Raw genomic sequence first — 26,092 nt, forward strand, 5'->3', positions numbered from 1 at the left:
GGACTGCGCGAACATGCCGGACATGCTGCCGGACGAAATACCTCAGCCGCAATCGATTTTCACGGCACCCGCCTCCCCCGCGGTCAGGTCCTCCCGGAAATCCAGCAGCACACCGAGGGAATCGACGTCCCCGCGCAGCCTTCGCACCAGGGCATCGGCCGCGAACCGGTACGACCGCGCTGCGGCGGGGTCGTCACACAGCTCGGCCAGGTCCGCCAGCAGCGCGTCCATCGGACCGAGATACACAGCGCCGCTGCCGAATCCGGCCAGCATGCCGCTGAAAGGACGGAGCTCCGCCAGCAGCTCCCCGCCGACCCGCACCGCCCCGAGCGCGATCGCCGCACGCGCCCGGAACACCGCCATCGTCTGCCAGAAGAAGTCCCGCCGCACCTCGGTGTACCGTTCGAAGATCGCCCGCGCCCGCTCGGCCTCGCCGTGATGCAACAGCGCCACCGTGTACAGCTGCGCCCACAGTTCCGGATTCGAGTCGTACAGGGCCCCTATCGCTTCCACCGCCCCGGAGAGGTCTCCCCGGGCCCAGCCCACGGTCACCGCGCCGATCACCAGCGCCACGTCCTCGTTGGCGACGCCCGCGTGCCGCATGCGGGCATCGAACAATCGGTAGCCCGCCTCGGCGGCCGCCAGGTCGCCGCGCACCACCTCCAGCGCGGCCGCGAAGGACAGCAGAACGTCCAGCAGCGGGCGCGATCGGCCGTTGGCGGCGCATTCCAGCGCGGCGGCGGCGTGCCGTCCGGCGGCCCGCAGGTCACCGTCGCGGCAAGCCGCCCGCAGGTGCAGGTAATGCCCGAGCGCCTCGTAGTCGGCCAGTCCGGCGCCGCGGGCCACCCGCACCATCTCCGCGGCCGTCTGCCGCCAGCCGTCCAGGCCGGCGGGCCCGGTGACGGTGTACGCCACCGCGTTGAGCGCCGCGCACAGCAGTTCCGCATCGCCGGTGGTGTGCGCCAGATCCACCGCACAGCAGGCTCTCTCGTACATGCGCACGGCATCGCCGTCGAGCTCCGACTCGTAGACCGCCGCGATCAGCAACCGGGCGCGCATCGGGTCGGAGGTCACCCGGGTCAGCGCCGAGTCCAGTGCCGCGCGCATCCTGGCGCCCGCTCCCGCCCAGTCTCGAATGCCCCGGATGGCGGGTGCGTCCCAGCAGGTGAGCGCGCGCAGCACCGGGCCGTCTCCGCCGAGGTGCTCGGCCAGGTCGAGCGCGCGCTCGCGTACCGCCCGGGCGGCGACCGCCTGCCCGTCGTAGGCCAGGGCGCGGGTCAGCTCGCACAGGGCCTCCAGCAGATCCCGCCGGTCGCCGCGGTCCGCGGAAGGGCGGGTGTGCCCGGCGAATTCGTGCAACAGCACCACCGAGCGCCACAGCTCGACGACGTCCGCACACGGACCGAGCCGACCGCCCTCCCGCGCCGCCGCCGTCACGTGCGCCAGCGCCCGCTCGGCGGTGGCACGGCTCGCGCCGCGCGCTGCGTGGTAGGCCAGCAGCCCGGGATCACCACCGCTCTCGAGGTCGGCGCCGCGCTGTTCGATCAGCTCGACCGCCTCCCAGTGCATCCGGGTGCGCCGCAACAGCGAGGTGGCATCGTAGACCGTGTCGCGAATCAGGGTGTGCCCCAACTCGATTCGTCCGCGATCGTCGAATCTCACCAGTCCGGCGTCGATCGCGATGTCGACGCGGTCGATCAGCTCGTCCTCGGCCATGCCCGCCAGTACCGCGAGGGTGTCACCGTCGACGGCCCTTCCCCAGACCGCCATGTGCTGCAACACCGTTCGCACCTCGCGCGGCAGGCGGGCGATCCGCTCGCCCAGCACCGCCCGCACACTCTCCGGCAGGGATGTCGCATCTCCCTGCGCCACCATGAGTTTGGACAGCTCGCGGACGAACAGCGGATTGCCCCGGGTGCGATCGTGCAGCATCCGTAGCGTGTTGCCGTCGAGGGTGAGCAGGCCCGCGTCACGCGCGATCTCCAGGGTTCCGGCCATGTCCACACCGGTCAGCTCCAGCCGCGCGGTCATCCGGTCGGCCAGGGCGGCCTCGGTCGCGTGCAGCGCCGGAGCGGGTTCGGGACCGCGCGCCGTCACGATGATCAGCACGGGCGCATGCTGCAGCCAGGTCACCAGCTGCCGCAGCACCTGCAGCGTGGCCGGGTCGGCGCGGTGCATGTCCTCCACCACGATGGCCACCGGCGAGCGCCGGATCAGGTCCCGGCAGCGGCCGGTCACCTCCCGCACGATGGTGAACGGGTCCTCGATGCCGGCGTGCCCGGACACGCCGCCCAGATCGCCGAGCACTTCGGTCCACGCCCACGCGGGCGGTGCGCCGTCGACCATCGCGGCACGACCGTAGGCGACGACCCATCCCGCCGCGGCGAGTTCGCCCAGCGCGGCGCGGGCCACCGAGGTCTTGCCGGCGCCGACCTCGCCGACCATCCAGATCAGCCGCAAATCTCCGGCTCCGGCCTCGGTCGCGGCCGCGCGAATGGCGCCGCGCTGTCGCGGATAGCACATGGATTCCGACAATGCTTGTGCCACATCACTATTCGGCGCCATCGATTCGTTCTCCGCTCGCTCCGCACCCGATTTCGAACCGGCGACGGGCAATTCGCCCCGCTCGATGAGTTCTTCGGTGCTGACGGCCTGGTTCAGAATCGCCGATTCCAGTTCGGCCAGTCGCGGTCCGGGATCAATTCCGTATTCCGCCCGCAGGTAGTCCCGCGTGCGGCGCAGCGTGGCCAATGCCTCGACCTGGCGGCCGAGCCGGTATTGCGCCAGGGCCAGCAGCCGTGCGCTTTCCTCACGTCCGGGAGATTCCTCCGCCTGCGGCCGCAGCACCGCGACCACTTCCCCGGGCCGGTCGAGTTCGAGTGCGGCCTGGGCGCGCAGCTCGATCGCGGTGGCGCGCAGATCGGTCAGCCGGGATACCTCCGCCGCCGCCCAGGACGCGTCGGCAAAGGATTCGAATGCCTCCCCGTGCCAGCAATCCAATGCGGCGTCGAGCATTCGATACCGTTCCAAGGGCGTCGGACGCGCGCCGGGATCATGCGCGCGTTCCTCGTATTCCCGCAACAGCGCTTCGAACCGCCACGCGTCGACATTGCCGGAATCCAGGCGCAGCGCGTAACCGCTGCCTTCCGAGACCAGAATGCGGGCGGGCGATCGGGGTCTTCGCGCGGGCTCGAGCACGCGGCGCAGGTTGTGAATTTGCACCTGCAGCACCGAGGGCGCCCGAGGCGGCGGATCACCTTCCCAGACATCCTCGATCAAACGATCCGCCCCGAGTGTCTTTCCGCCCGCGAGCACCAATCGACCGAGTATCGCTCTTTGCCGCCACGCCCCGATACGAGCCGCGCGCCCTCCCGACAACACTTGTAGCGGACCGAAAACCTGAACTTGTGGCTGTGTCATCACACAACGCCCCTTCGAGCATCGAACTGTAGAAAACGAATTCCGAAGCGGATCAGTAAATTACCGCCGAGCCTCGAACATGACAAACCGTAGTAGTCGGCCGCAGTCCAGCAAACTGCTTGGGACACAACAACATCCGTTCGGTCGGGCGCGATTCACCACGGATCCGCTCAGCTGACAGGTTCGGTTTGAGGTCTCCACCGCCGACGGTCGTCGCGGCCGCGAGCACCCGGCATCGGGCGACGAGCCTCGGCGCTACTGTATTCACGCCGATCGCGCACCTCGTGACACCCGAGAATCACGAGTCGGCATCGAATTCGATCGGAACTCCCGCGGAAGTAATCGGTAAGCAACACGGAAGTACCGCCTTCCATAATCGCCGGGTCACATGATCACGACCACAGGAGTCGACACGATGAACAACCTGGCGACCATCGGGCACGCGCTTCACCTCGCCGAATTCCCCAGCACCGCGCCGAGCCCCGATTCGTCTGCCGCGGAATTGCTTTCCGCCCTCCTAGCGGTAGCCGACCGCGTATTGGCTCTCGCGACCGATCTACTGCCGGCCGGCTCCTTCACCGACGGCGAAGCATTGCCCGCCGATACCGCCGAGCCGGAACACACCGGCCTGTACCGGGATCGGGACGGTGATATCTGGCAGAAGACCGAACGGGGCTGGCACTTGTGCCTGCAGCGCGGCGTCGCCGTCGACGTGCGATCGCTGTGGGACTGGGAAAGCGGGCACGTCCGCGATTACGGCCCGTTCCTTCCGTTGGCCGCGAACTGAATTCGGGAGGAGTGAATTCATGACTGTCGAATCGCCACCGCTTCCCGCATTGCCGGAATTGGGCTTCATGCCGATCGCCCGGCCCGAACTGTATGTCCGACTCGACAATGCGGTGACTTCACCGGTCGCACGGGTAATCACGATTTCCGCGCCCGCGGGCACCGGAAAAACGGTGCTGGTCGCCGATTGGCTCGATCGGCGTCTGGGCCGCACCCATCCGAACGCCGAGTACTACTGGGTCACCATCGCCGATCCGGCTGCCGCACACCACGACCCGCGGGCGGCACTGTCGGCGTGCTTCGGCGTCGGGCTACCCCGGGCCGGGCGACACGATCACACCGATGACACCGAATACACTGTCGCCCACATCGTTTCCCGACTGGCCGCGCGGGACCGCCCGGTCGTGGTCGTGATCGACAACGCACATCTGATCAGCGATCCGACAGCTATCGACTTCCTGGAGTGCTTCCTGGCGGCCGCGCCGCCGAACACCACCATGGTGCTGGCGGGCCGCCACGACCTGCCCCTGCGCTGGCACCTGCTCGACCTCGACGGCCGCCTGACCCGGGTGCGCGCACCGGATCTGGCCTTCACCGGCCTGCGCGCCGGACAGTTCACCCGCCGCCACGGCTGCGCCCTGTCCGAAGCGGAACTGACCACCGTGCTGCGCCTGACCCGCGGCTGGGCCGCGCTCCTCCGCCTCGCCGCGCTCCACCTCGGCACGCAGCCGGATCGGGCCGCGGCCCTGGCCGAACTCGCCTCGGTACCACCGCCACTCGCCGACTTCCTCGCCGCCGAGGTGGTCGCGACGCTGCCGGAATCCCTGCTCCGCTTCGCCATCGGACTCAGCGTGCCCGTGGCCTTCACGCGGTCCCTCGCGGTCCGGCTCCGCGCGGGGGAGCCCCCGCACTCGATCGACGAGCTGGTCGGCCTGGAACTGCCCATGACCGGCACGGTGCGCGACGGCGAGGTCTGGTACACCCTGCACCCGCTGCTGCGCGCCCACCTGCTCAACCGCCTGTACCGCAGCGACATCGAGTGGTCCTACACGCTGCACCGGCACACCGCGGACTGGTATCTGGCCGCCGGTCTGCCGAGGGAGGCCCTGCCGCACGTCGTACGCGCGTCGGATACCGAACTGCTGGCCTGGTTTCTCCGCGAGCACGCCTTCCGACTGGTTCTCGACGGGCACGGGCCGATGCTGTTCGAACACCTCGAGCAGGCCGGATCCATCTCCCTGAACGACCCTTTCGTGTGGGCGCTGCGGGTCCTCGACGCCCTCGAACACGACGATGCGGACAAGGCCACCACCTACCTGGATGTACTGGCCCTGCGGCCGCGGGAGTCGGGGCGGATCGTTCCCGCCGGGTGGATCGATTCGCTCTACCTCGCCGCATGGGCCGCGATCACACGGGTCACCGGTACCGGCCCGTCCGAATTCCAGCTGCCCGAACCCATTCCGGAATCGGGGCACGCGCCCATCGACGCCTACTCGGCCGGTGAAATCGGGATGGCGCTGCTGGCCGACGGGGAGGACACGGAGGGCGAAGGATTGCTCCGCCGCGGGGCCGCGCTCGCGGAGAGTTCGGCCATACCGCGCCTGCACGTGCGCGCCGCGACCCGGCTCGCGATCACCGCCGCGATTCGCGACGAGCCGGGTCCGATGCGTGAACAGGCCGGGCTGGCTGTCGATCTCGCCGAACGGCACGGGCTCCGCGACTGCGCCGACGGCATCGCGGCCCGCACCGTCGAGGCTTTCGCCGCGTACCTGCGTGGCGGTCACACGACGGTGCCCACGACCGCGAGTTTCCCTGTCATCCAGCGGATTCCGGCTCCACCGGACGGCCCGGCCGCCGCGCGGATCACCGATATCCTCGCCGAACTCCTGGCCTTCGACGACAGCCCGGACAAACGTCGCGCGGCCGAGAGACTCCGGCGCAGCGCCGTCGTCCTGCTGCGTGGACCGTCGTCGCTGCCGGCGCTGACCGGCCGACTGCTGCCCCACGTGGTGCCGATCCTGCTCGAGGTCCGGGCAGTCGATTCGGCACGGCTGCTCACCGATGAGGCCGGGTCCAGGCTGGGCCGCACCGCGGAGATCGTTCTCGCCGAAGCTCTCCTGGAGCTGGCCAACCGGCCGCGCGTGGCGCGTGGGCTGGTCGCTCCGCTGCGGGTGGATATCGAGACGGTGCGCCCGCAGACGGTGGTCACCGCCTGGCTGGTGGAGGGTGTCGCACTGGCCGCGCTGCGCAACCGGAGCGCGGCCCGTGACGCTCTCGAACACGCGTTGGGGGACGCGGCGCCCGATCAACTGGTGCGACCGTTCCTGGACATGCCGGGGGCCGTGGCGCTGCTGGACGACCACATCGGCACGCTCGGCCCGCACGACGACTTCGCCCAGCGCATTCGCCGCCATCCCCGGCTGCGCCGGATAGCGGCGCAGCCCAGGCTGACTCCGATGGAATTGACCGTGCTCGAGCAGATGCCGTCGGGCCGCACGGCCGCACAGATGGCCGCGAACCTCGGGATATCGGTCAACACCGTGAAAACCCATCTCCGCAGCCTCTACGCCAAGTTCGACGCCGGAAGCCGCGCGCAGGCCGTGGAATCGGCCCGCCGCAGTGGATTGTTGTGAGGCTCAGGCGGTTTGCCGGAATCGGGTATGGGAGAGTTCGGCCGCGACGAGCAACCAGGTCAGCGCGGCCACCACCAGCAGCACCCGCCCCAGGGTGCGCAGCCACGTCACCTCCAGGACCGCGGCCGTGGACAGCGTGGCGACCGCGGTCATCCCGAGCGGAAACACCGTCGCCCAGCGCCGCGGATCGTAGCCCGGCCGGAACCGAATCGCTTCGGCCACAACGAGAATCACATACAGCGCCAGATTGATCGCGAGCAGCACCACGGTCACCACCCGGAGAACGGAATGCGGTGCCCCCGTCCAGTGCTGCCACGCGACCAGCTTCGATCCGGCCAGCGCCGAGATGGCCAGCGCGCCGGTCATCACCCAGTGATCACCGGCCCCGCGCCAGATCTGGGCGATGTCGAAATGCGTGAACGCCACCAGGTACAGGATCAATCCGAGCACGAAGAACACCACCGCCGCCGTGGCCAGCCAGTCCCCCACCCCGGCCTGCGCCAGCGTGAGGCCCAGGACCGCGAGTCCCTCGGTGGACACGCAGACCAGGAACACCGCGCCGGGCATCCGCCGGTTCCAATGACCGATCACCAGCACCAGGATCACCGGCCACACCGTCGCCGCGATCACCAACAGCGCCGTGGCCACGAAATGCCAGCCGAGCAAGGAGATCCGGGTCCCGAGCACGGTGGTGGCGGCCACGGCCATCAGGGCGGGCGGCGTATCCGCCTCGGTCTCCCAGCGGGTATGCGTCCACAGCAGCCTGGACACGAAATCGGTCGCCAGCGCGATCCACACCATCGCGGCGAGCGCCAGCGCCGCCCCCGACAGCACCTCGAATCCGGTGAGATGTAATCCCACCGAGATGATTCCGGTAGCCATGACGAAAGCGCCCATGACCGGCGGCAATTCGCGCCACCACCGTCCGGAGTCGCCCGAGTCGCCGAGCGTGAGCGCCGAGAGCACCGCGGCGGCCAGGATCATGAGCGCCGAAACCAGCAGTGCCACATCGAGTCCGTGGTGGAAGGCGATGGTTCCGGTCTGCAGCGCCTCGGGCACCTTGGACGCGTACTTCAGCATGGTGCCCAGGTCGATCCCGGAGGGAATCCGGCCGCGCTCGACCGCGTCGATGGCGGTCGGCTGCAATTCCGGCGGCAGCCCGAGCTCTGTGAGCCGGGTCTTCAAGTCCGCGTGCAGGAACCCGTTCACCAGTGAGCCCAGCACCGCGACCCCGACCGCCGCGCCGACCTGCCGCATGGTGTTGGTGGCCGCGGCCGCCATGCCCGAATGCTCGCCGGGCACACCGGTCAGCACGGCGGAGGTCAGCGGCACCACCGCGATGCCGAAGCCGAGTCCGGCGACCGCGAGCGTGGCCGACAGCTCCGCGAATCCTATTGTCCCGTCCAGGGCATGCCGGGTCAGCAGGATGCCCGCCGCGCTCAGCACACAGCCGACGATCATGGGCGTGCGCGCGTCGGTGCGCGCCACCCAGTACCCGGCGGCCAGCGACCCGACGATGATCGCCACCGCCATCGGCGCGAAGACGCCCGCGGTGCGCGCGGCCGAATAATCGATCATCACCTGCAGATACAGCGCGGTGAAGAAGAAGATCGAGAAGACCCCGAAGTAGACCGCGAACGCCACCCCCAGCGCGCTGCGCACCAGCGGCAGCCGCAGATACCGGAAATCGAAGACCGGGTTGCGAACCCGCGTCTCGACCGCCACGAACCCCAGGAAGGCCAGCCCGCCGAACACGAACAGCGCGACGACCGACGGCGCGCCGTAGCCGCGGTTCTCCCCGCTGATCGCCGCGTAGATCACCGCGCCGAGCGTGACCGCCCCGAGCAGGGATCCGGCCCAGTCCAGCGGCCCCGGCTGCGGATCGGAGCTCTCGGGCACGTACCGCAGCGCGGCCGCGAACACCACCCCGCCGATGATCACGTTGAACCAGAAGATCGACCGCCACCCGTAGGCGTCGACCAGCACCCCGCCGAGCACCGGCCCGGCGGCCAGCGCGAGCCCCGACACCGCGGACCACACCCCCAGCGCCTTGGCCCGCTGCCGCGCGTCCGGAAACACGTGCCGCAGCACCGATAACGTGCCCGGCTCGGACGCGGCCGCCCCGAGTCCCATGACCGCGCGCCCGGCGATCAGCATGGGCACGCTGGCCGCCAGCGCCGAAATCACCGATCCCGCACAGAAGATCGCCAACCCGGCGACCATCACCCGCTTGCGCCCCCACCGGTCACCCAGCGATCCGGCCGCCAGCATCAGGCTCGCGAAGACCAGCGTGTAGCCGTTGACCACCCATTGCAGCAGCGACACATCGGTGCTGAGCTCCGACCGGATATCGGCCAGCGCGACGCTGACCACGGTGGTGTCGAGGAAGGTGACGAACAGGACCGCGGTGACGGTGGCCAGGGCGATCCCGGGCCGGGCAGCGCCCTTCACATCGATGCCCCGTGGGCGCGACGCGTCACCGGTTGCCGCCACGACCACAGGTTACGTGGCAACCGGACGACTCCCCGCCAGCAACGCGAACCCCGCGCGGCGCTCGCTCGACAGGACGGTCAGCATGCCCGGCGTCAGCTGGGCCTGCAGCGCCGACCACGGGATCGTGACATCGAGCCTGCTCGCGGCCTCGGCGGTGACCTGCGTCGGCCGGTCCGGCAGGCTGCCGACGTAGGCCGACAGCGCCTGGACCATGCCGTCGTCGAATTCCCGTCCAGCGGACCAGTTCACGCCCTTGCCTTCGGCTTTCACCTGCGGCACCTCGACATCGAAGCTGACCTGGGACCTGCCGTTGCCGGTGCCGGCGAGGTGGTCCATGGTGACGACGAACCGCCCGTCCTGCCGCTGGTCCGCGGTGGGTTCGGCGGTGGTGGGCCGGACGGTGGTGACGGCGGGCGTGCCGACGCCGCCGGGACCGGCGGACGCGTGCTGCGCCTCACACGCCGCGAGGCCGAAGGACACGGCGCACACGGCCAGAACTGCGGCGGACTTCACCCGCATGGGATGCCTCCAGAATGGTCGGGGGCGCATGCTCGGCGTGACGCCCACGACCAGGTTCCGACGGGTTGCTTGGCGGCCACCAATGAATCACCAATGGCGCGGGCCGGTTGACGCTCCCGGCCATTCCGGCAGGATCCTCCACGATGAATGCAGCCGATCGGTGCAGGATAGTCGGCGAATCATCACTTACTCCGTCCTCTAGACTCCCAAACGGGAAGGTCGGTTTGTTGAGGTTTGCCGTACTGGGTGAGGTCCGCGCATGGCGGGGGGACACGCCTTTGGATCTGGGTCCGCCACAGCGGCGTGCCGTACTCGCGGCCCTGTTGCTGCGCGAGGGCAAGGCGGTCACCGCCGCCGAGCTGGTCGAGGGCATCTGGGGCGAGGACCCGGTGCTGCGCGCGGTGCCCGCGCTGCGCACGCACGTCGCCAAGTTGCGCCGCGAGCTGGAACCCGAACGCGTCAACCGCGGTCCCTCCACAATGCTCATCTCCATCGGCGACGGCTACGCGCTGCGACTTCCGCCGGGCCACACCGATATCGAAGCGGTCGAGGACCACGTCGCCGAGGCCGAGCGGCTGCGCGACGAACATCCCGACCGCGCCCGCGCGACCCTGGAATCGGCGCTCGGCCACTGGCAGGGCGCCGCGCTGGGCGGGCTGCCCGGCCCCTACGCCGAACGCCAGCGGGCCCGGCTCGAGGAATGGCGGCTGTCCATTCTCGAGGATCGCCTCGCCCTCGATATCGAAACCGGCCGCTGCGCCGACGCGGTCGCCGAGCTCGGCCCGCTCATCGAGGAGCATCCGCTGCGCGAGCGCTTCCGCGCCCTGCTCATGACCGCGCTCTATCACAGCGGCCGCCAGGCCGAGGCGCTCGAGGAATACGGCCGCGCCCGCCGCGCCCTGGTCGACGGCGTCGGCGTCGAACCCGGCCCCGAGCTCAGCGAGGTGCACGCACGGATCCTGCGCGCCGAACTGCCGCCGGTGCTGCGACCCGCCCGCGCGGTGGTCGCCCCGGCCCAATTGCCGCCCGACATCGCCGATTTCACCGGGCGCTCGAAGGTCGCCGAGGAGATCGCGGCTCAGCTGACCGGCGGCGGACCCGCGGTCGCCATCTCGGCGGTCGGCGGCATGGGCGGGGTCGGCAAGACCACCCTGGCCTTGCACATCGCCCATCAGGTGCGTGACCGATTCCCCGACGGGCAGCTGTATGTGAACCTGCGCGGCGTGGACCCCGAACCGGTGCCGCCCGGCGACGCGCTCGGCGGCTTCCTGCGCGGGCTCGGAGTCGCCGAGGGCGATATCCCGCCCGCCGTGGACGATCGGGCCGCACAACTGCGAACCCTGTTGAGCGACAAACGGATTCTGGTCGTACTCGACAATGCCCGCGACAGCGCCCAGGTGTCGCAGCTGCTGCCCGGCACGCCCGGCACGGCCGTGCTGATCACCAGTCGCTCGGCGCTCACCGAACTGCCCCTGGCCGTGTGCCGTACCCGCCTCGACGTGCTCGAGCGCGAGGAGGCCATGACGCTGCTGACCCGCATTCTCGGCACCGAACGCGTTGCGGCCGAACGGGATGCGGCCTACGCCGTCATCGAGCAGTGCGCCTGTCTCCCCCTGGCCGTGCGCATCGTCGGGGCGCGGCTGGCGGTACGACCGCAGTGGACCATCGCCTCGCTGGCCGACCGGCTGGCCGACGAGAGCCGCCGCCTCGAGGTGCTGCAGACCGGCGACCTCACCCTGGAGGCCGCCTTCCGGCTCGGCTACGGCCAGCTGAATGCCGAGCAGGCCAGGGCATTTCGCATGCTGGCCCGCGCCGACGTCCCGGACTTCCCGGTGGACGGCGCGGCCGCGCTGCTGGGCGTGCCGGTACCGCAGGCCGAGCTGGTCTGCGAGTCGCTGGTGGATCTGAGCCTGCTGGAGACGCCCGCGCCCGGCCGCTACCGCTTCCACGACCTGCTGCGGCTGTTCGCGGCCGCCCTGGCCGGGACCGCCGCCGGCCGCGACGCCGCCGAACGCGAGTCCGAGATCGTGATCCGGCTGCTCGACTACTACCTGGCCAGCACCAAGAACCTGCTCGGCGCACTGGATTACAGCAACACCACGCTGCTGCTGGTCCCCACCACCGTGCCCGGCCACACCTTCACCGGCGGCGCGGAGGGCCAGTCCTGGAACGACATCGAGCGGCCGGTCATCATCGCACTGCACCGCCAGGCGGCCCGGCTGGGCGGCCGGGCGGTGGCGCTGGCCGCCGATCTGGCCTGGGTGATGTCGGAGCTGATGGACACCGGCAGCCGGGCCCGCGAGCTCGCCGACGGCTTGAAGGCGCTGCTGGACACCGCGGTTCGCGACGACGACCACGCCAGCGCCCGCCGGTTGCGGGTGGCGCTGGGCGCGATGATGCAGATCGGGCTCGGCGAGGTGGAGGCGAGTCTGGAGTTCCTGCAGCCGATTTCGCAGCCCGCCGACGACGCCGAACGCCGGTTGCAGGTGCTGGCCGAGATCCTGCTCGGGGTGGCGGATCGGCGGGTGGGCAATACCAAGGATTCCCATCGGCACTACGCCAATGCCATCGCCTGGACGCGGGCGCTCGACGATCGGTCGCTGGAGGCGTGGATTCTGGCGCTGGCCACCCGCACGCTGTGCGAGTCCGGGCAGTACGCCGAGGCGGTCGCGGTGGCCGAGCGGGCCATCGAACTGGCCCGGGAATCCTCGAATGCCGTCGCGTTGGGCTGGGCCACCCACGAATTGGCCGCCACCCGTTCGATGCTCGGCGAGCACCGGCTCGCGCTGGAGTTGGCCGAGGACGCGGTGGCGATGACCCATCGCAACGGCGTGCGGCTCTGGGAGGGCTGGGCCCGCACCCGCCTGGCCCAGATCCATCTGCGGGCCGGGAACGACGCGGCCGCCGAATGCGAGGCGACCCAGGCGCTGCGCCTGCTCAGCAAGGCCGCCGATCCACTCGACAGGGCCCGGGCCCTGTCCCTGCGCGCCACTGCCCGCGCCGCGCGCGGTGACACCGAGGCCGCCGCCCGCGAGCACTCCGACGCCGCGGAGATCTTCGCCCGGGCCGGGCTGCCCGCCCCCACGCTGGCGACCCTGTTCGCGCCGCCCGCCGTGCGATCGCCCGGCAGCGCCGCCCAATAGAGAACGTTTATTCGCTTTTTATCGCCGCATGGGAGTGTCCAACCACGCGGGTGCCCCGGGGCTGCAACACCCGGGGCATTCGCGTGACGTGGTCGGGCCCGCGTGCGTGCGAGGGGTGTGCACACGGCCGGCCGGGTCTTCAGTACTCGACCGTGTCCAACCAGGAGCCGAGCCGGCGGAGCTGGGCCGTGGCGGTGCCCGCTTCGAATTCGGCGCGTTTGGCGGCGGTGAAGTAGCGCTGCATCGGGTAGTCGAGGTAGATGCCCGTGCTGGCGTGAATGTGAACCGCGGAGTGGGCGACCCGGTGACCGGCCTCGGCCGCCCAGAATTTCGCCACCGCGAGCTCGGATTCGGCCGGAAGGGAATGCGATTCGCGCCAGGCGGCCTGCCAGAGAGTGAGCCGGACGGCTTCGACGTCGATATAGGCGTCGGCCAGGCGTTGCCGGACGGCTTGGAAACTGCCGATGGGCTTGTCGAATTGCTTTCTGGTGCGGGCGTATTCACAGGTCATTTCCAGCGCCCGCTCGACGATTCCCAATTGCAGCGCGCAGGTGGCGAGCGTCGCGCGCCGGGCCGCCCAGGCCGCCGCCTCGGACGCGGCGATCATGTTCGCCTCCGGCACCGAAGCCGCCCGCAATTCGATCAGCGCCGCATCGGTGCCGTTGACCAGCTGCTGCTCGGTGATCGTGAGGCCCTCGGTGTCGCGATCCAGGAAGAACAGGCGCGATCCGGCACCCGTGCGGGCTTCGACGAGGAACGCATCCGCGAAAGCCGCTGCGGCGACCGCCGACTGCGAACCGTCGAGCAGCCAGCCGTCCGCACCCGGCTCGGCGTCGAAGGCGGCGAACTCGAGAGCCGCTTCCAGATCGGTGTCCGCGCCGCACAACTCGGTCTGCTCGACGACATCTCGCGGTAGCACCGCGACCGGGCGGTACCCCCGACCGGGGTAGCGCACCCTATTGCCGTGCGGCACTGCGCATTCGATATTTGCTCAATGAATGTGGTGGCGGCGCTCCGGCTCAATATGACCAATGTCGACGACCCCGCGGCCGAGCATCGGGCACGCTATCGGGCCGCCCTGGACATGGCCGAATACGCCGATCGATGCGGGTTCGCCGTCGTCAATTGCGAAGAGCACCACGGCTCGGGCACCGGATGGCTGCCCGCTCCACTGCTGCTGGGCGCGGCGCTGGCGGCGCGCACCGAACGGATGCGGATCAGCATCGGCGCGCTGCTCGTCCCGCTCTACGACCCGGTCCGGCTGGCCGAGGACCTGGCGGTCCTGGACAACCTGTGCGACGGCCGGTTGACCGTGGTCGCCGGAATCGGTTACCGGCCAGAGGAATACGCCGCGCTGGGCCGGGATTTCACGCGCCGCGGCAAGCTGATGGACGAGGCCCTCGAGCTCATGTTCGCGGCCTGGCGCAACGAGCCGATCCAGCGCGGCGGCCAGCCCTTCCACGTCACCCCCAAACCCTTCACGACCCCGCACCCGCAGTTGCTGATCGCCGGGATGAGCAAGGCGGCGGCGCGGCGAGCGGCACGCTTCGGTCTGCCGCTGTCGCTGCCGATGGCCCTGCCCGAGGTGGAGCAGCTCTACTACCAGGAGCTCACGCGCTGCGGCACAACGGGATTCGTCCACAAACCGTTGCCCGCCAGCAAACTGACCCTGCTGCACCCGGATCCGGACGCGGCCTGGCACGCCTACGCCCCGCACATCCTCACCGAGATCCGCGAGTACTCCTCCTGGCGGCGCGACGGGGTACCGCGCCCGCACGAGGTCCCACCGGTCGCGGTCGAACAACGGCGCTCCCACAGCTATCTGGAGATCCTCACCCCCGGCGAGCTGCGCGATCAAATCGCGGCCGGGCGCACCGAAATCCTGATGAATCCGCTGATCGGCGGCCTGCCGATCGACGAGGGCTGGGCGAGCCTGCGGCTGCTCGGCGACGAGGTGCTGTCGGGCATCGCGGCCCCGATCGCGTGAACAGGAGAACGACCATGACAGACCTGCGCCCCGGCCGGCTCACCGCCGCCGCCCGGAAATTCCTCACCTGGGACCCGAATCCGGCGATCTTCGGGGTCACCATCCCGTGCCCGGTCCCGGTCGCGATGGGCCGCGAGGACGCCCAGCGGCTGCTCAACGCGGTCATCGACAATCACGAATCCCTGCGCAGCCGCTACAGCTACGGCGAGGGCGCGGCGTGCGAGATCGAACCGCCCTCCGGCGGCGTCCTGGATCCGTCGCGCATCGAGGTGCGCACCGTCGATATCGAGGAGTTCGATCCCGCCGCGCTCATGGCCCTGCTCGACCGGGAGACCGCCGCGGCCAACCTGCGCCTGGATCCGGCCGCGGGCAAGGTCGTCACCGCCACCCTGTTCACCCGTTCCCACGACGTGAACATCCTGCTGGTCACCGCACACCATGCCGCGGTCGACGCCGTCGCCATGTGGGTGCTCTACGACGACATCGCCACCTATGTCCGGCAATGGGAAGCCGGAGAACCGATCTCGCTGCTGCCCGAGTCGACCACCGGTTCGGAGTGGGCGGAATTCCTCGACGGCTACGCCCCGTCCCGGGTGGGCGAGCTCGACTACTGGCTGGCCTCCTCCGATATCGAAGGCCGCCGGGAAACCCGTTCGGCCACACCGAAATCGGCCCATTTCGACGGCGTCATCGACGGCGCGCTCGCACGCCGCCTGCTGACCGAACTGCCCGCCGCCTTCGACGCCAGCTACACCCGGATCCTGCTGGTCGCATTGGGTTTGGCCATCGAGGACGTGACCGGGCAGGCACGATCCATCCAGGTCCAGAAGCACGGCCGCTACAGCCGCCTGCGCCCCGGCACCGACCTGTCGCGCACGGTCGCCTGGATCTCCGACGACTACCCCTGGCTGCTGCGACCGGTTCAGGGCAGCCTGGAGACGCGCCTGCGCGACGCCATCGCCGACTACCCTCCGAACCCGGAGGACTTCACCCTGCTGTGCTGGCATCACCCCGAAAGCTGGCCGCACTTCACGACTTTCAACTTCCCCAAGTTCTATTTCAACTTCGTCGGCGACGTGGGCGTGTGGATTCCGGACGCCCAGTCGCGCGAGCAGTCCCGCCTGACCATGTTCGACCTGAGCATGCTCCTGGGCACCAGCAAGCCCGAGGGCGTCGAGCAGGTGCACTATTCGGTGCACTCCCCCGACGGCGGCCTCGGCGCCGAGCGCATGCGGGCCATCATGACCCGCTGGCTGTCCATCCTCGAAACCGTCCGGACCTAGTAACCGACTCGGCCCCGCTTCTTCGGCGTCTCCGGCATACGCCTGTGGTTAGATAGCGCGCAGTTTCGCCCTATGTTTGCTGTGCTTCGAACCTATTGGCTGTGATCAGCGGTGGAGGCGGGCTCTTTGAACGTGCTGCGCGAGCATAAAATCTTGGTGGGAAATGTTGCCCTGGTCGGGATGCTGCTCGCCGGGGCGGGCTATTTGGCCGTCGACGTGGCACGGGTGCAGCGGCCGGGCGGTACCTACACGGTGACCGTGCAGCTGGACCGGTCGGGCGGTGTGCAATCCGGTAACGACGTGACCTGGCGTGGGTATCGGGTGGGGTCCATCAAATCGGTCGACATCATCGACGGCGGGGCCGGTGTCGCGGCGACCGCGGAAATCGAAGACCGGTACCGGATTCCGGCCGATACCGCCATCCACGTCGGGGCGCTGTCGGGCGCGGGAGAGCAGTACATCGACTTCCGGCCGCGCACCGATCAGGCGCCGTACCTGCACAACGGGCAGGTGATTCCCTTCGACCCCAAGCAGACCGACACGCCGACGCCGATCTGGGAGACGCTGGCCGACAGCAATGCCCTGATCGCACAGATCGATCCGGACAAATACGCGGTCATTCTCGACAATCTGAACACCGCGCTCAGCGGCGGCCCCGACCAGCTGCGCGGGCTCATCGACGGGTTGAGCCTGGCCACCACCGGTCTGGACAATCGGCTGCCGCAGACGGTCAGCCTCATCGAGAATCTGCGCGTCATCGCCGGTACCACCTCCCACGCCCAGCCGGATCTGGAAACGCTGACCCGCAATTCGGAGACCCTGGTCGAGCAGGCCCGGGTCGCGAACGGCGAAATTCGGCAGCTGCTCGACCACGCCCCCGATCAGCTGGCCCTCGCCGACGCGATCCTGGACCGCAATATGGATCCCATCCAGAACCTGGCCAATACCCTGAGCGCCATCGTGCGGGCCGCCCTGCTGCGGGTTCCCGCCCTGCGCGCGCTGTTTCCCGCGCTGGTGGTCGGCACCTCGGCCATGGGCGTGCCCGCGCACGACGGCGAGTTCTACACGATCGTCGACACCTGGCCGCGGCCCTTCTGCCAGTACTCGACCTGGCCGCTGGCCCCGTTCGTGGTGACCGAACCCACCTTCGGGCGCTGGAACTTCTGCACCAATCCCCCGGCCGACCAGCAGATCCGCGGCTCCTCCAACGCCCCGCGCCCGGACGTCCCGAACAACGGCGCACAGCTGCCGACCGGAGCGGATCCGAAGGATCGCACGCTGCCTCCGGTGCGGTGACGGGCAATTCCGTTCGGCGTGTCGGCGCGCCTGTCGCGTTTTGTACCGCGAATCTGCATTCGCACCAGTCAGAATGATCTCCGCTACCCAGAGTTCCATGCTCGTTAGTTCCATGCTCGTTCCAACGGCTAGGAGAGGGTCGAGACTCGATGATGAGCAGAAGTTCCCTCGGCTTGGCGGCGAAGTCGGCGGTGTTCGCCGGTGTCGCGGTCGCAGGACTCGCGGCGGTGCCCGCGCAAGCCGAACCATTGTGGCCCGGGGGCCCGGACGTTCCCGGTGTTCCGGCGATCGTCCCCGGCATCGCGCCCAGCGATGTCAACGCGCCCTGTGCGACGGCGGGCGCCCGCGCCTGCCTCAAGCTCGGCACCAATGAGGCGTGGCTGATGGACAACGGCAAGGTCGTCTTCGGCCCCACCCCGATCTCGCACGGCATGCCCGGCTTCGAGACCCCGCCGGGTGTGTTCCACGTGTCGTTCAAGAAGCCGTTCCACTGGAGCACCATGCACAACGCTCCGATGGAGTACGCGGTGTTCTTCAACGGGGACATCGCCTTCCACATCGGACCGGTGGACAAGAAGTCGCACGGCTGCATCCGGATGACGCCGGACGGGGCGCGCGAGTTCTTCAACTACCTCAACCCGGGTGACATGGTCGAGGTCGTGCCGTAGGGGAAGAGCCGACGCAGACATTCGAGCCCCCTCCGCCACCGGCGGAGGGGGCTCGAAACGTCTAGGCCGCGCAGCTGTGGAACGCGGTCAGCAGCCAGCGGCCGTCGCGGCGCACCAGGGTCCAGCTGGACCTGACCCAGCCGTCGGCGGGCGGCTCGGTCTGCCCCGCCATGACGATGGCGTCACGGCTGACCACGACGGCGGCGTCCGGCACGGGAAAGCGGACGAGCTCCGGATTGCTGATCACCCGCGAACCGCTCAGCGGGCCTTCGAAACCGGCGGCCATCCGAGCCCGCACGGCGTCGCGGCCATCGCTGAACACGCCGGGCAGCACCGAGGTGGACTCCGGATCGTAGTTGGCGACGAAGGCGGTCGCGTCGTTCGCGGCCCAGGCGGTGTACACGCTGTTCAGGACCTCGAGCACGGCGTCGCGGTCGGTCTGCACGGCGGTGTCGGACATGGTTTCCTCCTCGGATCACGGCCGCGGTGAGCGGCTCGGGAGTACCTACCGGCGGGCAGTGCCGGATTCATCGCTTCCGGTGTACAAATTTCGGCAGGGCCGTTTTTCGAGGAGCTGAGCATGGTGGACGTGGACTTCGCGGCGAGCACCGACCGATACCGGCGGGAGTTGCTCGCGCATTGCTATCGCATGCTCGGGTCGGTGCAGGATGCCGAGGATCTGGTGCAGGAGACGCTGTTACGGGCCTGGCGGGCCCGCGACGGCTACGACGAGACCCGGGCCGGGATGCGCACGTGGCTGTACCGGATCGCCACCAACGCCTGCCTCACCGCCCTGGAACAACGTGGCCGCCGCCCCATGCCGTCCGGACTGGGCAACGCGCCCGGCGACGATCCGCGCGAGGCCCTGCGGCACGGCGGGGAAATCCCCTGGCTGCAACCGATCCCGGATTCCCTGCTCGCCGACCCGTCCGAAACCGCCCTGGCGCGAGGCAGTCTGCGGCTCGCGCTGGTCGCGGCCATGCAACAGCTGCCCGCCCGCCAGCGGGCCGTCCTGGTCCTGCGCGAGGTCCTCGACTGGCCCGCCGCCCAGGTGGCCGCGAGCCTGGACATGACCCCGGCGGCGGTCAACAGCGCACTGCAACGCGCCCGGAAGACTCTGAGCCAGAGCGGTATTCACGAGGACGACGTCACCGAACCGGCCGACCAGCGGGCCGTGGTCGACAACTACGTCGCCGCCTTCGAGAACGCGGATCTGGCAGCCCTGGAGAAGCTGCTGTCCGACGACGTGATCCTCGAGATGCCGCCCATGCTCAACTGGTACGCCGGGCGGGCGGGCTACGCCGGATTCATCGCACGCGTCTTCGTCACCTCGGGTTCGGACTGGAGGTTCCTGCCGGTCGGCGCGAACGGCCAGCCCGCGGTGGCGGCCTACGCCCGCGACGCCGAGGGCGGCTACGCTCTGCACTCGTTGCAGGTCTTCACCGTTCGCGACGGCCTGATCACCCACATGATCACGTACTTCCAGTTCACGGAGCTGTTCGAGCTTTTCGGCCTGGCACCGCGATTGTCCTGAGGCTCAGCTGTTCTCACCGGACTCCGCCAGCAGGCCGTGCTCGTGCGCGAAGGCGGCCGCCTCGGTGCGGCTGGCCACGCCGAGCTTGGTGAGAATGCGGGAGACGTGCACACCGGCGGTGTTGGCGCTGATGAACAGCTCCGCCGCCAGCCCGCGATTGCTGAGCCCTTTGGCCACCAGCCGCAGCACGTCGAGCTCGCGCGCGGTGAGCCCGAAGCGGCCGGAAACATTGCCGCCCGGCGCTTTCGGCGGGACCTTCGGCGAGCCGTCCAGCGGAATGCGCGCCCGCTCGGACATGGTCTCGGCGGCCTGCCGCAACGGGGCAGCGCCCAGCCGGGTCGCGATCTCGACCAGCTCGCGCAGCACCACTCCCGCCTCGGCGCGATTCCCCTCGGCCACAGTCGATTCCGCCAACCCGAGCAGTGAGGTCGCGATGTCGTAGGGCCGCTCGACCGCACGCCACGCCGCGACCGCGTCGCCCCATCGGGCGGCCGACCCGGCCAGGCGGGCGATGAACACCGCGCGATGGGCGAAGTCGACCGGCGAAGCGGTCGGCAGCGAGTCGCCCATCGCCAGCAATTCCGCCGGGGCTCCGGCGGTTCGGGCCGCCAGCACCACCAGCGGCCACGCATCGTGGGGATGCGCGAACAGTGTCGACGCGCCCTCGGCCCCGGCGAGCACGCCGGTGAGATCGGCGGCCGCACCGTCCTCATCGCCCGCTTCCAGCGCCAGCGCGCAGTTCAACGCCACGAGTTCGAGCCGATACTGCGCGGCCCAGCGACTGTCGCCCAGCAGCCTGCCCGCCGCCAGCGCCGCTTCGTTGGCCGCCCGGCAATCGCCTTCCGCCAGGGAGATTCGCGCGAAACACAACATCATCGCGGCGCGGCTCAAGGGCGGCAGCTCGTCGAGCTGGGTCTCGTCGACCGCCGTCCGCGCCTCACTCCACCGCCCCAGCGCGGCCAGCGCCTGCGCCCATTTCACGTACAGAATCGGCGCGGACTCCGAGAACCGGAACGACTCGTGCGCGGCCCGCAACCCCTGCCGGACCGCCGCGATGGCCGCCTCGTACCGCCCGGCCGCCACCAGCACCGCCGACTCCCAGGTCGCCACATCCACCACGATCCGCGCGTCCCCCGCCGCCGCGGCCGCCCGATGCGCCCGCGCGAAATGCGCCAGCGCCCAGTCGGTCTCGTTCGGCCGCGTCGTCTCCGCGCAGACCGGCCCCGCCGCGACCTCGGCCGCCGCCGCACCCGCCAATCCGAGATGGGCGTGCGCCCGCGCCACGAGCGCGTCTATCCCCAGTCGCTGCGCGATAGCCAGCGCCGCCCGGGCATCCGCGGCCGACCCCACCGCATCCCCCCGGAAGATCCGCGCCGACGCCGACTGCACCAACGCCTCGGCCCGCTCCGCCCCCGCCCCTTGCTCGGGCAACAACGCCAGCGCCCGCGCCAGATCCCCACCGGGTCCGGCCCCCGTCGTGGCACGCAGGTACGCGCGCCGCCGATACAGCCGGGCCAGCCGCTCGGCCCCGAATCCGGCAACCGAACCCGACGGATCGGGATCGAGGATGGCCAGGGCGGCGTCGGCGGCGGCGATGCCGCGTTCGGTCGCACCGACAGCCACGGCGACCTCGACGATCTGCTCCAGCACATCCAGTTTCGTTGTCCCGAGCAGGGTTCGGGGATCGGGAACGCGGTCCCAGAGCGACAGGATCTGCTCGAGCAGGCGCAGTCGTTCGGGGTGGGTGGCCGGGGCGGCGGCCGCGGCGGACCAGGTGGCGGTGAGCGCCTGAGTGAGATCACCCGCGGCCTGGGCGTGGTGAGCCAGTTCGGCGAGGGTGTCGGCGGTGGGCTCCAGGGTTGCGGTGCTCAGGATTTCGGCCAGTCGGGCGTGCAGGCGGGTGCGTTCGATCGGTAGCAGGTCGTCGTGAATGGCCTGGCGGATGAGGACGTGGCGGAATTCGTAGCCGGTGTAGGCGGGCACCAGGAGATGGCGGTCGACCAGTTCACGCAGGGCGCGGTGTAGTTCGCCGGGCGGTAGGTCGATGGCGGCGGCGAGGAGATCGTGCCGCACCGGCGTACCGATCACCGCGGCGAGCCGCACGGTGGTGTGCGCGTCCGGCGACAGCCCGGCCTGGAAGCCGAGCAGTAGATCCGTCAATCGGGCGGGCACGTCCTCCGGCGACTGCCCCAACGCCTCGACGAACAGTGGATTGCCGCCGCTGCGCTCGAAAACCGCTGTGATGAGCCGTGGTTCGGGCTCGCGGTGCAGCAGCGCCGCGAGCTGGCGGCCGACCTCGTGCCGGGTCAGCGCGTGCAGATCCAGCACCCGCACGCCGGGGTTGCGGCGCAGTTCGGCGACCAGCCCGCGCAGCGGTCCGGCCTCACCCGGCCGATAGGTGCCGACCAGCAGGCTGTCGGCCTCGGTCAGGTTCGCGGCCAGAAAAGTGAGCAGATCTCGGCTGGCGTCATCGGCCCAGTGCAGATCCTCGAGGACCACCACCACGGGTCGGCTCAGCGCCAATTGCTCCAGCACCGTGAGGATTTCACCGAACAGCCGGATCCGGTCGGCCTCCGCGGCGGCACCCCCGGTATGAACGGCCAACTGCGGCAACCAGTTCGCCAGCGCCGGTCGAGGCGGCAGCAGTTCGGCCACCGCCGTGACCCCGAGCTGCCGGACCAACCCGCGCAGCACCCCCAGAAACGGCGCGAACGCCACGCCGCCGGTTCCCAGTTCCGGGCACCGTCCCATCAGCACCAGAACCCCCGGGTCCAAGCGCTCGGTGAACTCCCCTACCAGCCGCGACTTGCCGATCCCGGCCTCTCCGGCGACCAGCACCGCGTGCGTCCCCGGATCACTCACCGCCTCGACGAGCGCAGACACCTCAGCGGCCCGACCGACGAGGACGCTACTGCCGGGAAAACTCACCACCCCATGATCATGCCGCGACCCTCGCAATTCGCCCACCGGACGCGCATTTTGCTTGCGACTTAATTACCGGCGGCGGGCCTCACGGGCTGACGAGCAAGGCTTCGACCGTGCGGCGCGCCTTCGAGACCGCGTCGGTGTCACCCAGGCGCAGGGCGGAATTCGCCAGTTTGAGCACCGCGTCGATCTGGAAGGCCGCCAGCTCGGGGTCCAGCTCGGCGATTTCGCCCTGATCGCGGGCGTAGGTCAATTCGCGGGCGAGGCGCGCGGTCCACATGCGCTGATTCTCGGCCAGGGCGTCGCGGACCGGCCCCGGGCGGCTGTCGAATTCGGCGACGTTGGCGACCTGGAAGCAGCCGCCCTCGAGCAGCGGGTCGGACACGTAGGCGATCCAGTGGTCGACCAGTGCCCGCAGCCGCTGCGCCCCACGGGGTTTCGCGGCGGCGGGCCGCACGACCGTTTCGAGGAACCATTCGCGAAAGTGGTCGATGGTGGCCAGTTGCAGGGTTTCCTTGCTGCGGAACAGCGTCTGAATTCCCGCCTTGCTGAGGCCGGTATCGGTGGCGAGGCGACCGAAGCTCAACCCTTCCAGACTGTCCAGTGACGCGATGTCGATCGCTCGGTCCAGCACCAGACGCCGGGTGCGTGAACCCCGCAGCAGTCGCTTGTCGGTGATCTCCGCCGCCTGCACCACACTTTCCATACGGCCGATCGTACTCTGCGGATAAGCGGGCGCTTGGCGGAAGCGATCAAGCATATTGCCGCGAAACGTGACCCGGGCTACAGTTACGGTCCAGTAGGAACGCTGGAGTTCCCAGACGGCGTGGAGGATCGGCATGGAGCAGGCAAGCAGTCCCGTGGGCAGGATCCGGCATCCACTCGCGGGCACCGGGTACGCCGAGACCGCCGCGGCCGCACCGATATCCGACCCGTTGCGCGACGTCAGGACGCTGTCCACCGCGCTGGTCGCGCACTTCGCCGAGCACGTGGCGCGCTGCGGCACCCTGCCCGGCGACGCGCTGCGCGGCGAGGTCACCACCGTCACCCGCACCTGTCTCGAGCTCGCGGCCGGGGTCCTCGAGGGCCGCGACGTGAGTGCCAAGATCGAACGGCTGCAGCGCGCGGGCGCGGACTGGGCGCGCGAGGGCATCCCCATCGGAACCATCCACCGGGCCGTGCACGACGGGTTCGCGCTGGGCTTCGATCTCATCGTCGACGCCACCGGCCCCGAGGACTACGCCCGGCTGGCGGTCACCGCGCGGCGACTGTTCGAGGTGCTGGCCATGGTGGATTCGGCCTTCGCCGTCGCCTATGTGCGCGAGCATCGCGCGGTGGTGGCCGAGCATCACACGGCGGTGCACACCGTGGCCTCCGCCCTGCTGGCCGGACACCCCACCTCGACCATGGCCCGCGCCGGGGGCATCGAGATCGACGAGTCGTATTACATACTCGCCCTGAGCATTCCGCAGCATCCCGGCGAGTCCGACCCCCGGGTGGACGGAGAGGTGGTGGCCCGGCGCAAGCTGCGCCGGGTGCAGTCCGAGCTGGCCCGCCGCTGCGAGGGCCGCGCGCTGTCGCTGCTCAGCGCGGACGGCGGCACGGTGCTGATCCCGGCAACCGCCGCCGACACCACCGAGATCGACGACATGGTGGCCGGATTGTCCACCGCCGCACAGGTTTCCATCACCGCCACCGTCATCCACGCCGAGACCCACCGCATTCCCGACGCCGCCGAGCAGGCCCACGAACTGCTCGACATGGTCCACCGCCTCGAATGCGCCCCCGGCCTGCACCGTTTCGACGCCCTGGCCATGGAGTACCAGCTCACCCGCCCGGGCCCGGGCCGCGAATACCTCGGCACCCTGCTGGATCCGCTGGACGAGTACCCCGAGCTGCTCGAGACGCTGCGCCGCCACATCGGCAACGATCTGAGCCGGCGGCACACCGCGAGACTGCTGGGCGTGCACACCAATACCGTCGACAATCGGCTCAAACGCATCGGACAGCTGACCGGATTCGATCCGGCGCAGCCGTCCGGGCTGTGGTACCTGCGTTCGGCGCTGGTGGCGCGCAGTTATCGGAAGGCCGAACGAGTGCGGATCGGCCGGCCCGAGAGCATGGTCGCCAGCAGCGCCGTGAAGTGACCGTGCTCGGCCAGCGCACGGGGCGAGGCCGCCACCGACCACACCGTGCGCTGCTCGGCCGGCGGTAGCGGGCGGTCGGCGAGCCGATCGGCCAGCCAGTCGACCATCACCGGGATCGCCAGGAACTGCAGGGGCAGATGGGTGCTGAGCCGGTCGCGCAGATATCGGACGTGCGCGCCGCGAGCCCGATAGCGCTGCACGTGCGCGTCGACATCGGCGACCGCGATCACCTCGTCGTTGACGCCCTGCACCACGAGCAGGGGCATCGCCGGAGCCTGCGCCCCGGGCCGGATGTCGTCGAGCACGGTCCGCATCTCGGGCAGGGTCAGCAAAGCCCCGACGCCACCTCGGATGTGCCGGTGGGCATTTCGCCCCGCGTAGCGGGCCAGCAGCGGGAAGGTCGCGATGTCCTCGGCGCGATCGAGCAACCCGAGATACTCCTCGGACACGATATGACCGACCGCGTCGTTCAAATGCGGATAGGCACGGCGCAGCCCGGCCGTGAACACCATGGCGAAACCCGCGAAGGGCGAACCGTTCAGCCGGACAAAAGCATTGGCCGGATCGCCGACCGGTGAGCCCGCGACCGCGCCGACGATATCGAGCTCGGGCGCATAGCTCGCGGCCAGTTCCGCGGCCCAGGCGGTGGCCAGGCCGCCACCCGAATACCCCCACAACCCGATCCGAGTGCGCCGGTCCAGCCCCAGCGGCTCGAACCGCAGCGCCGCGCGCAGCCCGTCCAGGGCCCGATGACCGGGTTCCCGGGCCGCACCGAAGTGCCCGTTGAGCCCCTCGTGATCCGGCACCGATACCGCCCACCCCCGCGCCAGCGCGGCCGCGATGAGCGGGAACTCCACCTGCGGGATCGCCCCCAGCGCCCGGGCGCCGTGGCGTAAGGCATAGGACGGGAAGCACTTCGGCGCGACGGCGTCGATCGCGCACTGGAACGAGACGAGCGGTCGCCGCGCGGACGGTTCGGCATCCCAGGGCAGCAGCACCGTCGTCACCGCGACCTCCGGGCGGCCCGCGAGATCGGTGCTGCGGTACAGCAGCTGCCAGGCGCGCACCCGCTGCGGCATCCGCCCGAACAGCGCGATCCGCACCGGCCGCGACCGCAGAATCGTGCCCGGCGCAACCGATCCCGGTGCGATCGGCGAACGGTAGAACGGATCCAGGCTGGGCAGCAGCGGCCGCATGCCCGGCGGATCGAATTCCTCTGTGAAATCGAAGGTTTCGACCGCGTCGCCGATCGTCATGG

At 70.0% G+C, this 26,092-nt stretch carries 17 protein-coding genes; 9 read left to right on the top strand and 8 right to left on the bottom strand.

Annotation, left to right across the window (positions count from 1 at the left end):
- Positions 1–42: 42 nt before the first annotated feature.
- The gene (locus GPX89_RS27520; protein ID WP_157390512.1) at positions 43–3,420 is read right to left on the bottom strand and encodes a BTAD domain-containing putative transcriptional regulator; all 3,378 of its coding nucleotides are present in this window, start codon (positions 3,418–3,420) and stop codon (positions 43–45) included.
- Between the two features lie 415 nt (positions 3,421–3,835).
- On the opposite strand from GPX89_RS27520, the gene GPX89_RS27525 reads away from it, so the two are divergent.
- On the top strand, positions 3,836–4,207 hold the full coding sequence (locus tag GPX89_RS27525; RefSeq protein WP_157390513.1) for a hypothetical protein: 372 nt from the start codon (positions 3,836–3,838) through the stop codon (positions 4,205–4,207).
- Positions 4,208–4,226: 19 nt separating this feature from the next.
- Positions 4,227–6,839, top strand: coding sequence for a LuxR C-terminal-related transcriptional regulator (locus tag GPX89_RS27530; RefSeq protein WP_157390514.1), 2,613 nt, complete (start codon positions 4,227–4,229; stop codon positions 6,837–6,839).
- 3 nt (positions 6,840–6,842) lie between these two features.
- Here GPX89_RS27530 and GPX89_RS44860 read toward each other — a convergent pair whose 3' ends face one another.
- Together GPX89_RS44860 and GPX89_RS27545 are read right to left on the bottom strand one after the other, a co-directional pair.
- Complete coding sequence (locus GPX89_RS44860) at positions 6,843–9,332, bottom strand: MFS transporter (RefSeq protein WP_328602366.1); 2,490 nt, start codon at positions 9,330–9,332, stop codon at positions 6,843–6,845.
- Positions 9,333–9,341: 9 nt separating this feature from the next.
- On the bottom strand, positions 9,342–9,851 hold the full coding sequence (locus tag GPX89_RS27545; RefSeq protein WP_157390515.1) for a hypothetical protein: 510 nt from the start codon (positions 9,849–9,851) through the stop codon (positions 9,342–9,344).
- A 227-nt stretch (positions 9,852–10,078) separates the two neighbouring features.
- On the opposite strand from GPX89_RS27545, the gene GPX89_RS27550 reads away from it, so the two are divergent.
- The gene (locus GPX89_RS27550; RefSeq protein ID WP_198347616.1) at positions 10,079–12,994 is read left to right on the top strand and encodes an AfsR/SARP family transcriptional regulator; all 2,916 of its coding nucleotides are present in this window, start codon (positions 10,079–10,081) and stop codon (positions 12,992–12,994) included.
- A gap of 139 nt (positions 12,995–13,133) precedes the next feature.
- Here GPX89_RS27550 and GPX89_RS45990 read toward each other — a convergent pair whose 3' ends face one another.
- On the bottom strand, positions 13,134–13,949 hold the full coding sequence (locus GPX89_RS45990) for an acyl-CoA dehydrogenase family protein (protein ID WP_328602367.1): 816 nt from the start codon (positions 13,947–13,949) through the stop codon (positions 13,134–13,136).
- Positions 13,950–13,988: 39 nt separating this feature from the next.
- Between GPX89_RS45990 and GPX89_RS27560 the strand changes: the two genes are divergently transcribed.
- The 4 genes from GPX89_RS27560 (at position 13,989) to GPX89_RS27575 (ending at position 18,228) form a co-directional block, all read left to right on the top strand.
- Positions 13,989–14,981, top strand: a complete 993-nt coding sequence (locus GPX89_RS27560) for an LLM class flavin-dependent oxidoreductase (protein ID WP_157390517.1) — start codon at positions 13,989–13,991, stop codon at positions 14,979–14,981.
- A 14-nt stretch (positions 14,982–14,995) separates the two neighbouring features.
- Entirely contained in the window at positions 14,996–16,264 is a 1,269-nt protein-coding gene (locus tag GPX89_RS27565) for a condensation domain-containing protein (RefSeq protein WP_157390518.1), read from the top strand.
- A gap of 156 nt (positions 16,265–16,420) precedes the next feature.
- The gene (locus tag GPX89_RS27570; protein WP_328602383.1) at positions 16,421–17,560 is read left to right on the top strand and encodes an MlaD family protein; all 1,140 of its coding nucleotides are present in this window, start codon (positions 16,421–16,423) and stop codon (positions 17,558–17,560) included.
- A gap of 152 nt (positions 17,561–17,712) precedes the next feature.
- The gene (locus GPX89_RS27575; protein WP_235948068.1) at positions 17,713–18,228 is read left to right on the top strand and encodes a L,D-transpeptidase; all 516 of its coding nucleotides are present in this window, start codon (positions 17,713–17,715) and stop codon (positions 18,226–18,228) included.
- 61 nt (positions 18,229–18,289) lie between these two features.
- Here the strand turns inward: GPX89_RS27575 and GPX89_RS27580 are convergent, their stop codons facing one another.
- The gene (locus GPX89_RS27580; RefSeq protein WP_157390520.1) at positions 18,290–18,688 is read right to left on the bottom strand and encodes an SgcJ/EcaC family oxidoreductase; all 399 of its coding nucleotides are present in this window, start codon (positions 18,686–18,688) and stop codon (positions 18,290–18,292) included.
- Positions 18,689–18,808: 120 nt separating this feature from the next.
- On the opposite strand from GPX89_RS27580, the gene GPX89_RS27585 reads away from it, so the two are divergent.
- The gene (locus GPX89_RS27585; RefSeq protein ID WP_157390521.1) at positions 18,809–19,762 is read left to right on the top strand and encodes a sigma-70 family RNA polymerase sigma factor; all 954 of its coding nucleotides are present in this window, start codon (positions 18,809–18,811) and stop codon (positions 19,760–19,762) included.
- Between the two features lie 3 nt (positions 19,763–19,765).
- On the opposite strand, the gene GPX89_RS27590 is transcribed toward GPX89_RS27585, so the two are convergent.
- Positions 19,766–22,729 carry a helix-turn-helix transcriptional regulator gene (locus GPX89_RS27590; RefSeq protein WP_157390522.1) on the bottom strand — a complete coding sequence of 988 codons (2,964 nt, stop codon included), beginning with the start codon at positions 22,727–22,729 and terminating at the stop codon, positions 19,766–19,768.
- A gap of 43 nt (positions 22,730–22,772) precedes the next feature.
- Positions 22,773–23,393 carry a TetR/AcrR family transcriptional regulator gene (locus GPX89_RS27595; RefSeq protein WP_157390523.1) on the bottom strand — a complete coding sequence of 207 codons (621 nt, stop codon included), beginning with the start codon at positions 23,391–23,393 and terminating at the stop codon, positions 22,773–22,775.
- Between the two features lie 133 nt (positions 23,394–23,526).
- On the opposite strand from GPX89_RS27595, the gene GPX89_RS27600 reads away from it, so the two are divergent.
- Complete coding sequence (locus GPX89_RS27600) at positions 23,527–24,834, top strand: PucR family transcriptional regulator (RefSeq protein WP_157390524.1); 1,308 nt, start codon at positions 23,527–23,529, stop codon at positions 24,832–24,834.
- Here the strand turns inward: GPX89_RS27600 and GPX89_RS27605 are convergent.
- Positions 24,765–26,090 (bottom strand): lipase family protein, encoded by a 1,326-nt coding sequence (locus GPX89_RS27605; protein ID WP_157390525.1) that lies wholly within the window; start codon positions 26,088–26,090, stop codon positions 24,765–24,767. The genes GPX89_RS27600 and GPX89_RS27605 overlap by 70 nt on opposite strands.
- Positions 26,091–26,092 lie beyond the last annotated feature (2 nt).

This window comes from Nocardia terrae (assembly GCF_009760405.1).
Taxonomy (GTDB): Bacteria; Actinomycetota; Actinomycetes; order Mycobacteriales; family Mycobacteriaceae; genus Nocardia; species Nocardia terrae.

Bases quoted from the DNA above. Each gene is read 5' to 3' on its own strand.
- GPX89_RS27520 (WP_157390512.1), bottom strand. From the start codon at position 3,420: ATGACACAGCCACAAGTTCAGGTTTTCGGTCCGCTACAAGTGTTGTCG.
- GPX89_RS27525 (WP_157390513.1), top strand. From the start codon at position 3,836: ATGAACAACCTGGCGACCATCGGGCACGCGCTTCACCTCGCCGAATTC.
- GPX89_RS27530 (WP_157390514.1), top strand. From the start codon at position 4,227: ATGACTGTCGAATCGCCACCGCTTCCCGCATTGCCGGAATTGGGCTTC.
- GPX89_RS27545 (WP_157390515.1), bottom strand. From the start codon at position 9,851: ATGCGGGTGAAGTCCGCCGCAGTTCTGGCCGTGTGCGCCGTGTCCTTC.
- GPX89_RS27560 (WP_157390517.1), top strand. From the start codon at position 13,989: ATGAATGTGGTGGCGGCGCTCCGGCTCAATATGACCAATGTCGACGAC.
- GPX89_RS27565 (WP_157390518.1), top strand. From the start codon at position 14,996: ATGACAGACCTGCGCCCCGGCCGGCTCACCGCCGCCGCCCGGAAATTC.
- GPX89_RS27575 (WP_235948068.1), top strand. From the start codon at position 17,713: ATGAGCAGAAGTTCCCTCGGCTTGGCGGCGAAGTCGGCGGTGTTCGCC.
- GPX89_RS27580 (WP_157390520.1), bottom strand. From the start codon at position 18,688: ATGTCCGACACCGCCGTGCAGACCGACCGCGACGCCGTGCTCGAGGTC.
- GPX89_RS27585 (WP_157390521.1), top strand. From the start codon at position 18,809: ATGGTGGACGTGGACTTCGCGGCGAGCACCGACCGATACCGGCGGGAG.
- GPX89_RS27595 (WP_157390523.1), bottom strand. From the start codon at position 23,393: ATGGAAAGTGTGGTGCAGGCGGCGGAGATCACCGACAAGCGACTGCTG.
- GPX89_RS27600 (WP_157390524.1), top strand. From the start codon at position 23,527: ATGGAGCAGGCAAGCAGTCCCGTGGGCAGGATCCGGCATCCACTCGCG.
- GPX89_RS27605 (WP_157390525.1), bottom strand. From the start codon at position 26,090: ATGACGATCGGCGACGCGGTCGAAACCTTCGATTTCACAGAGGAATTC.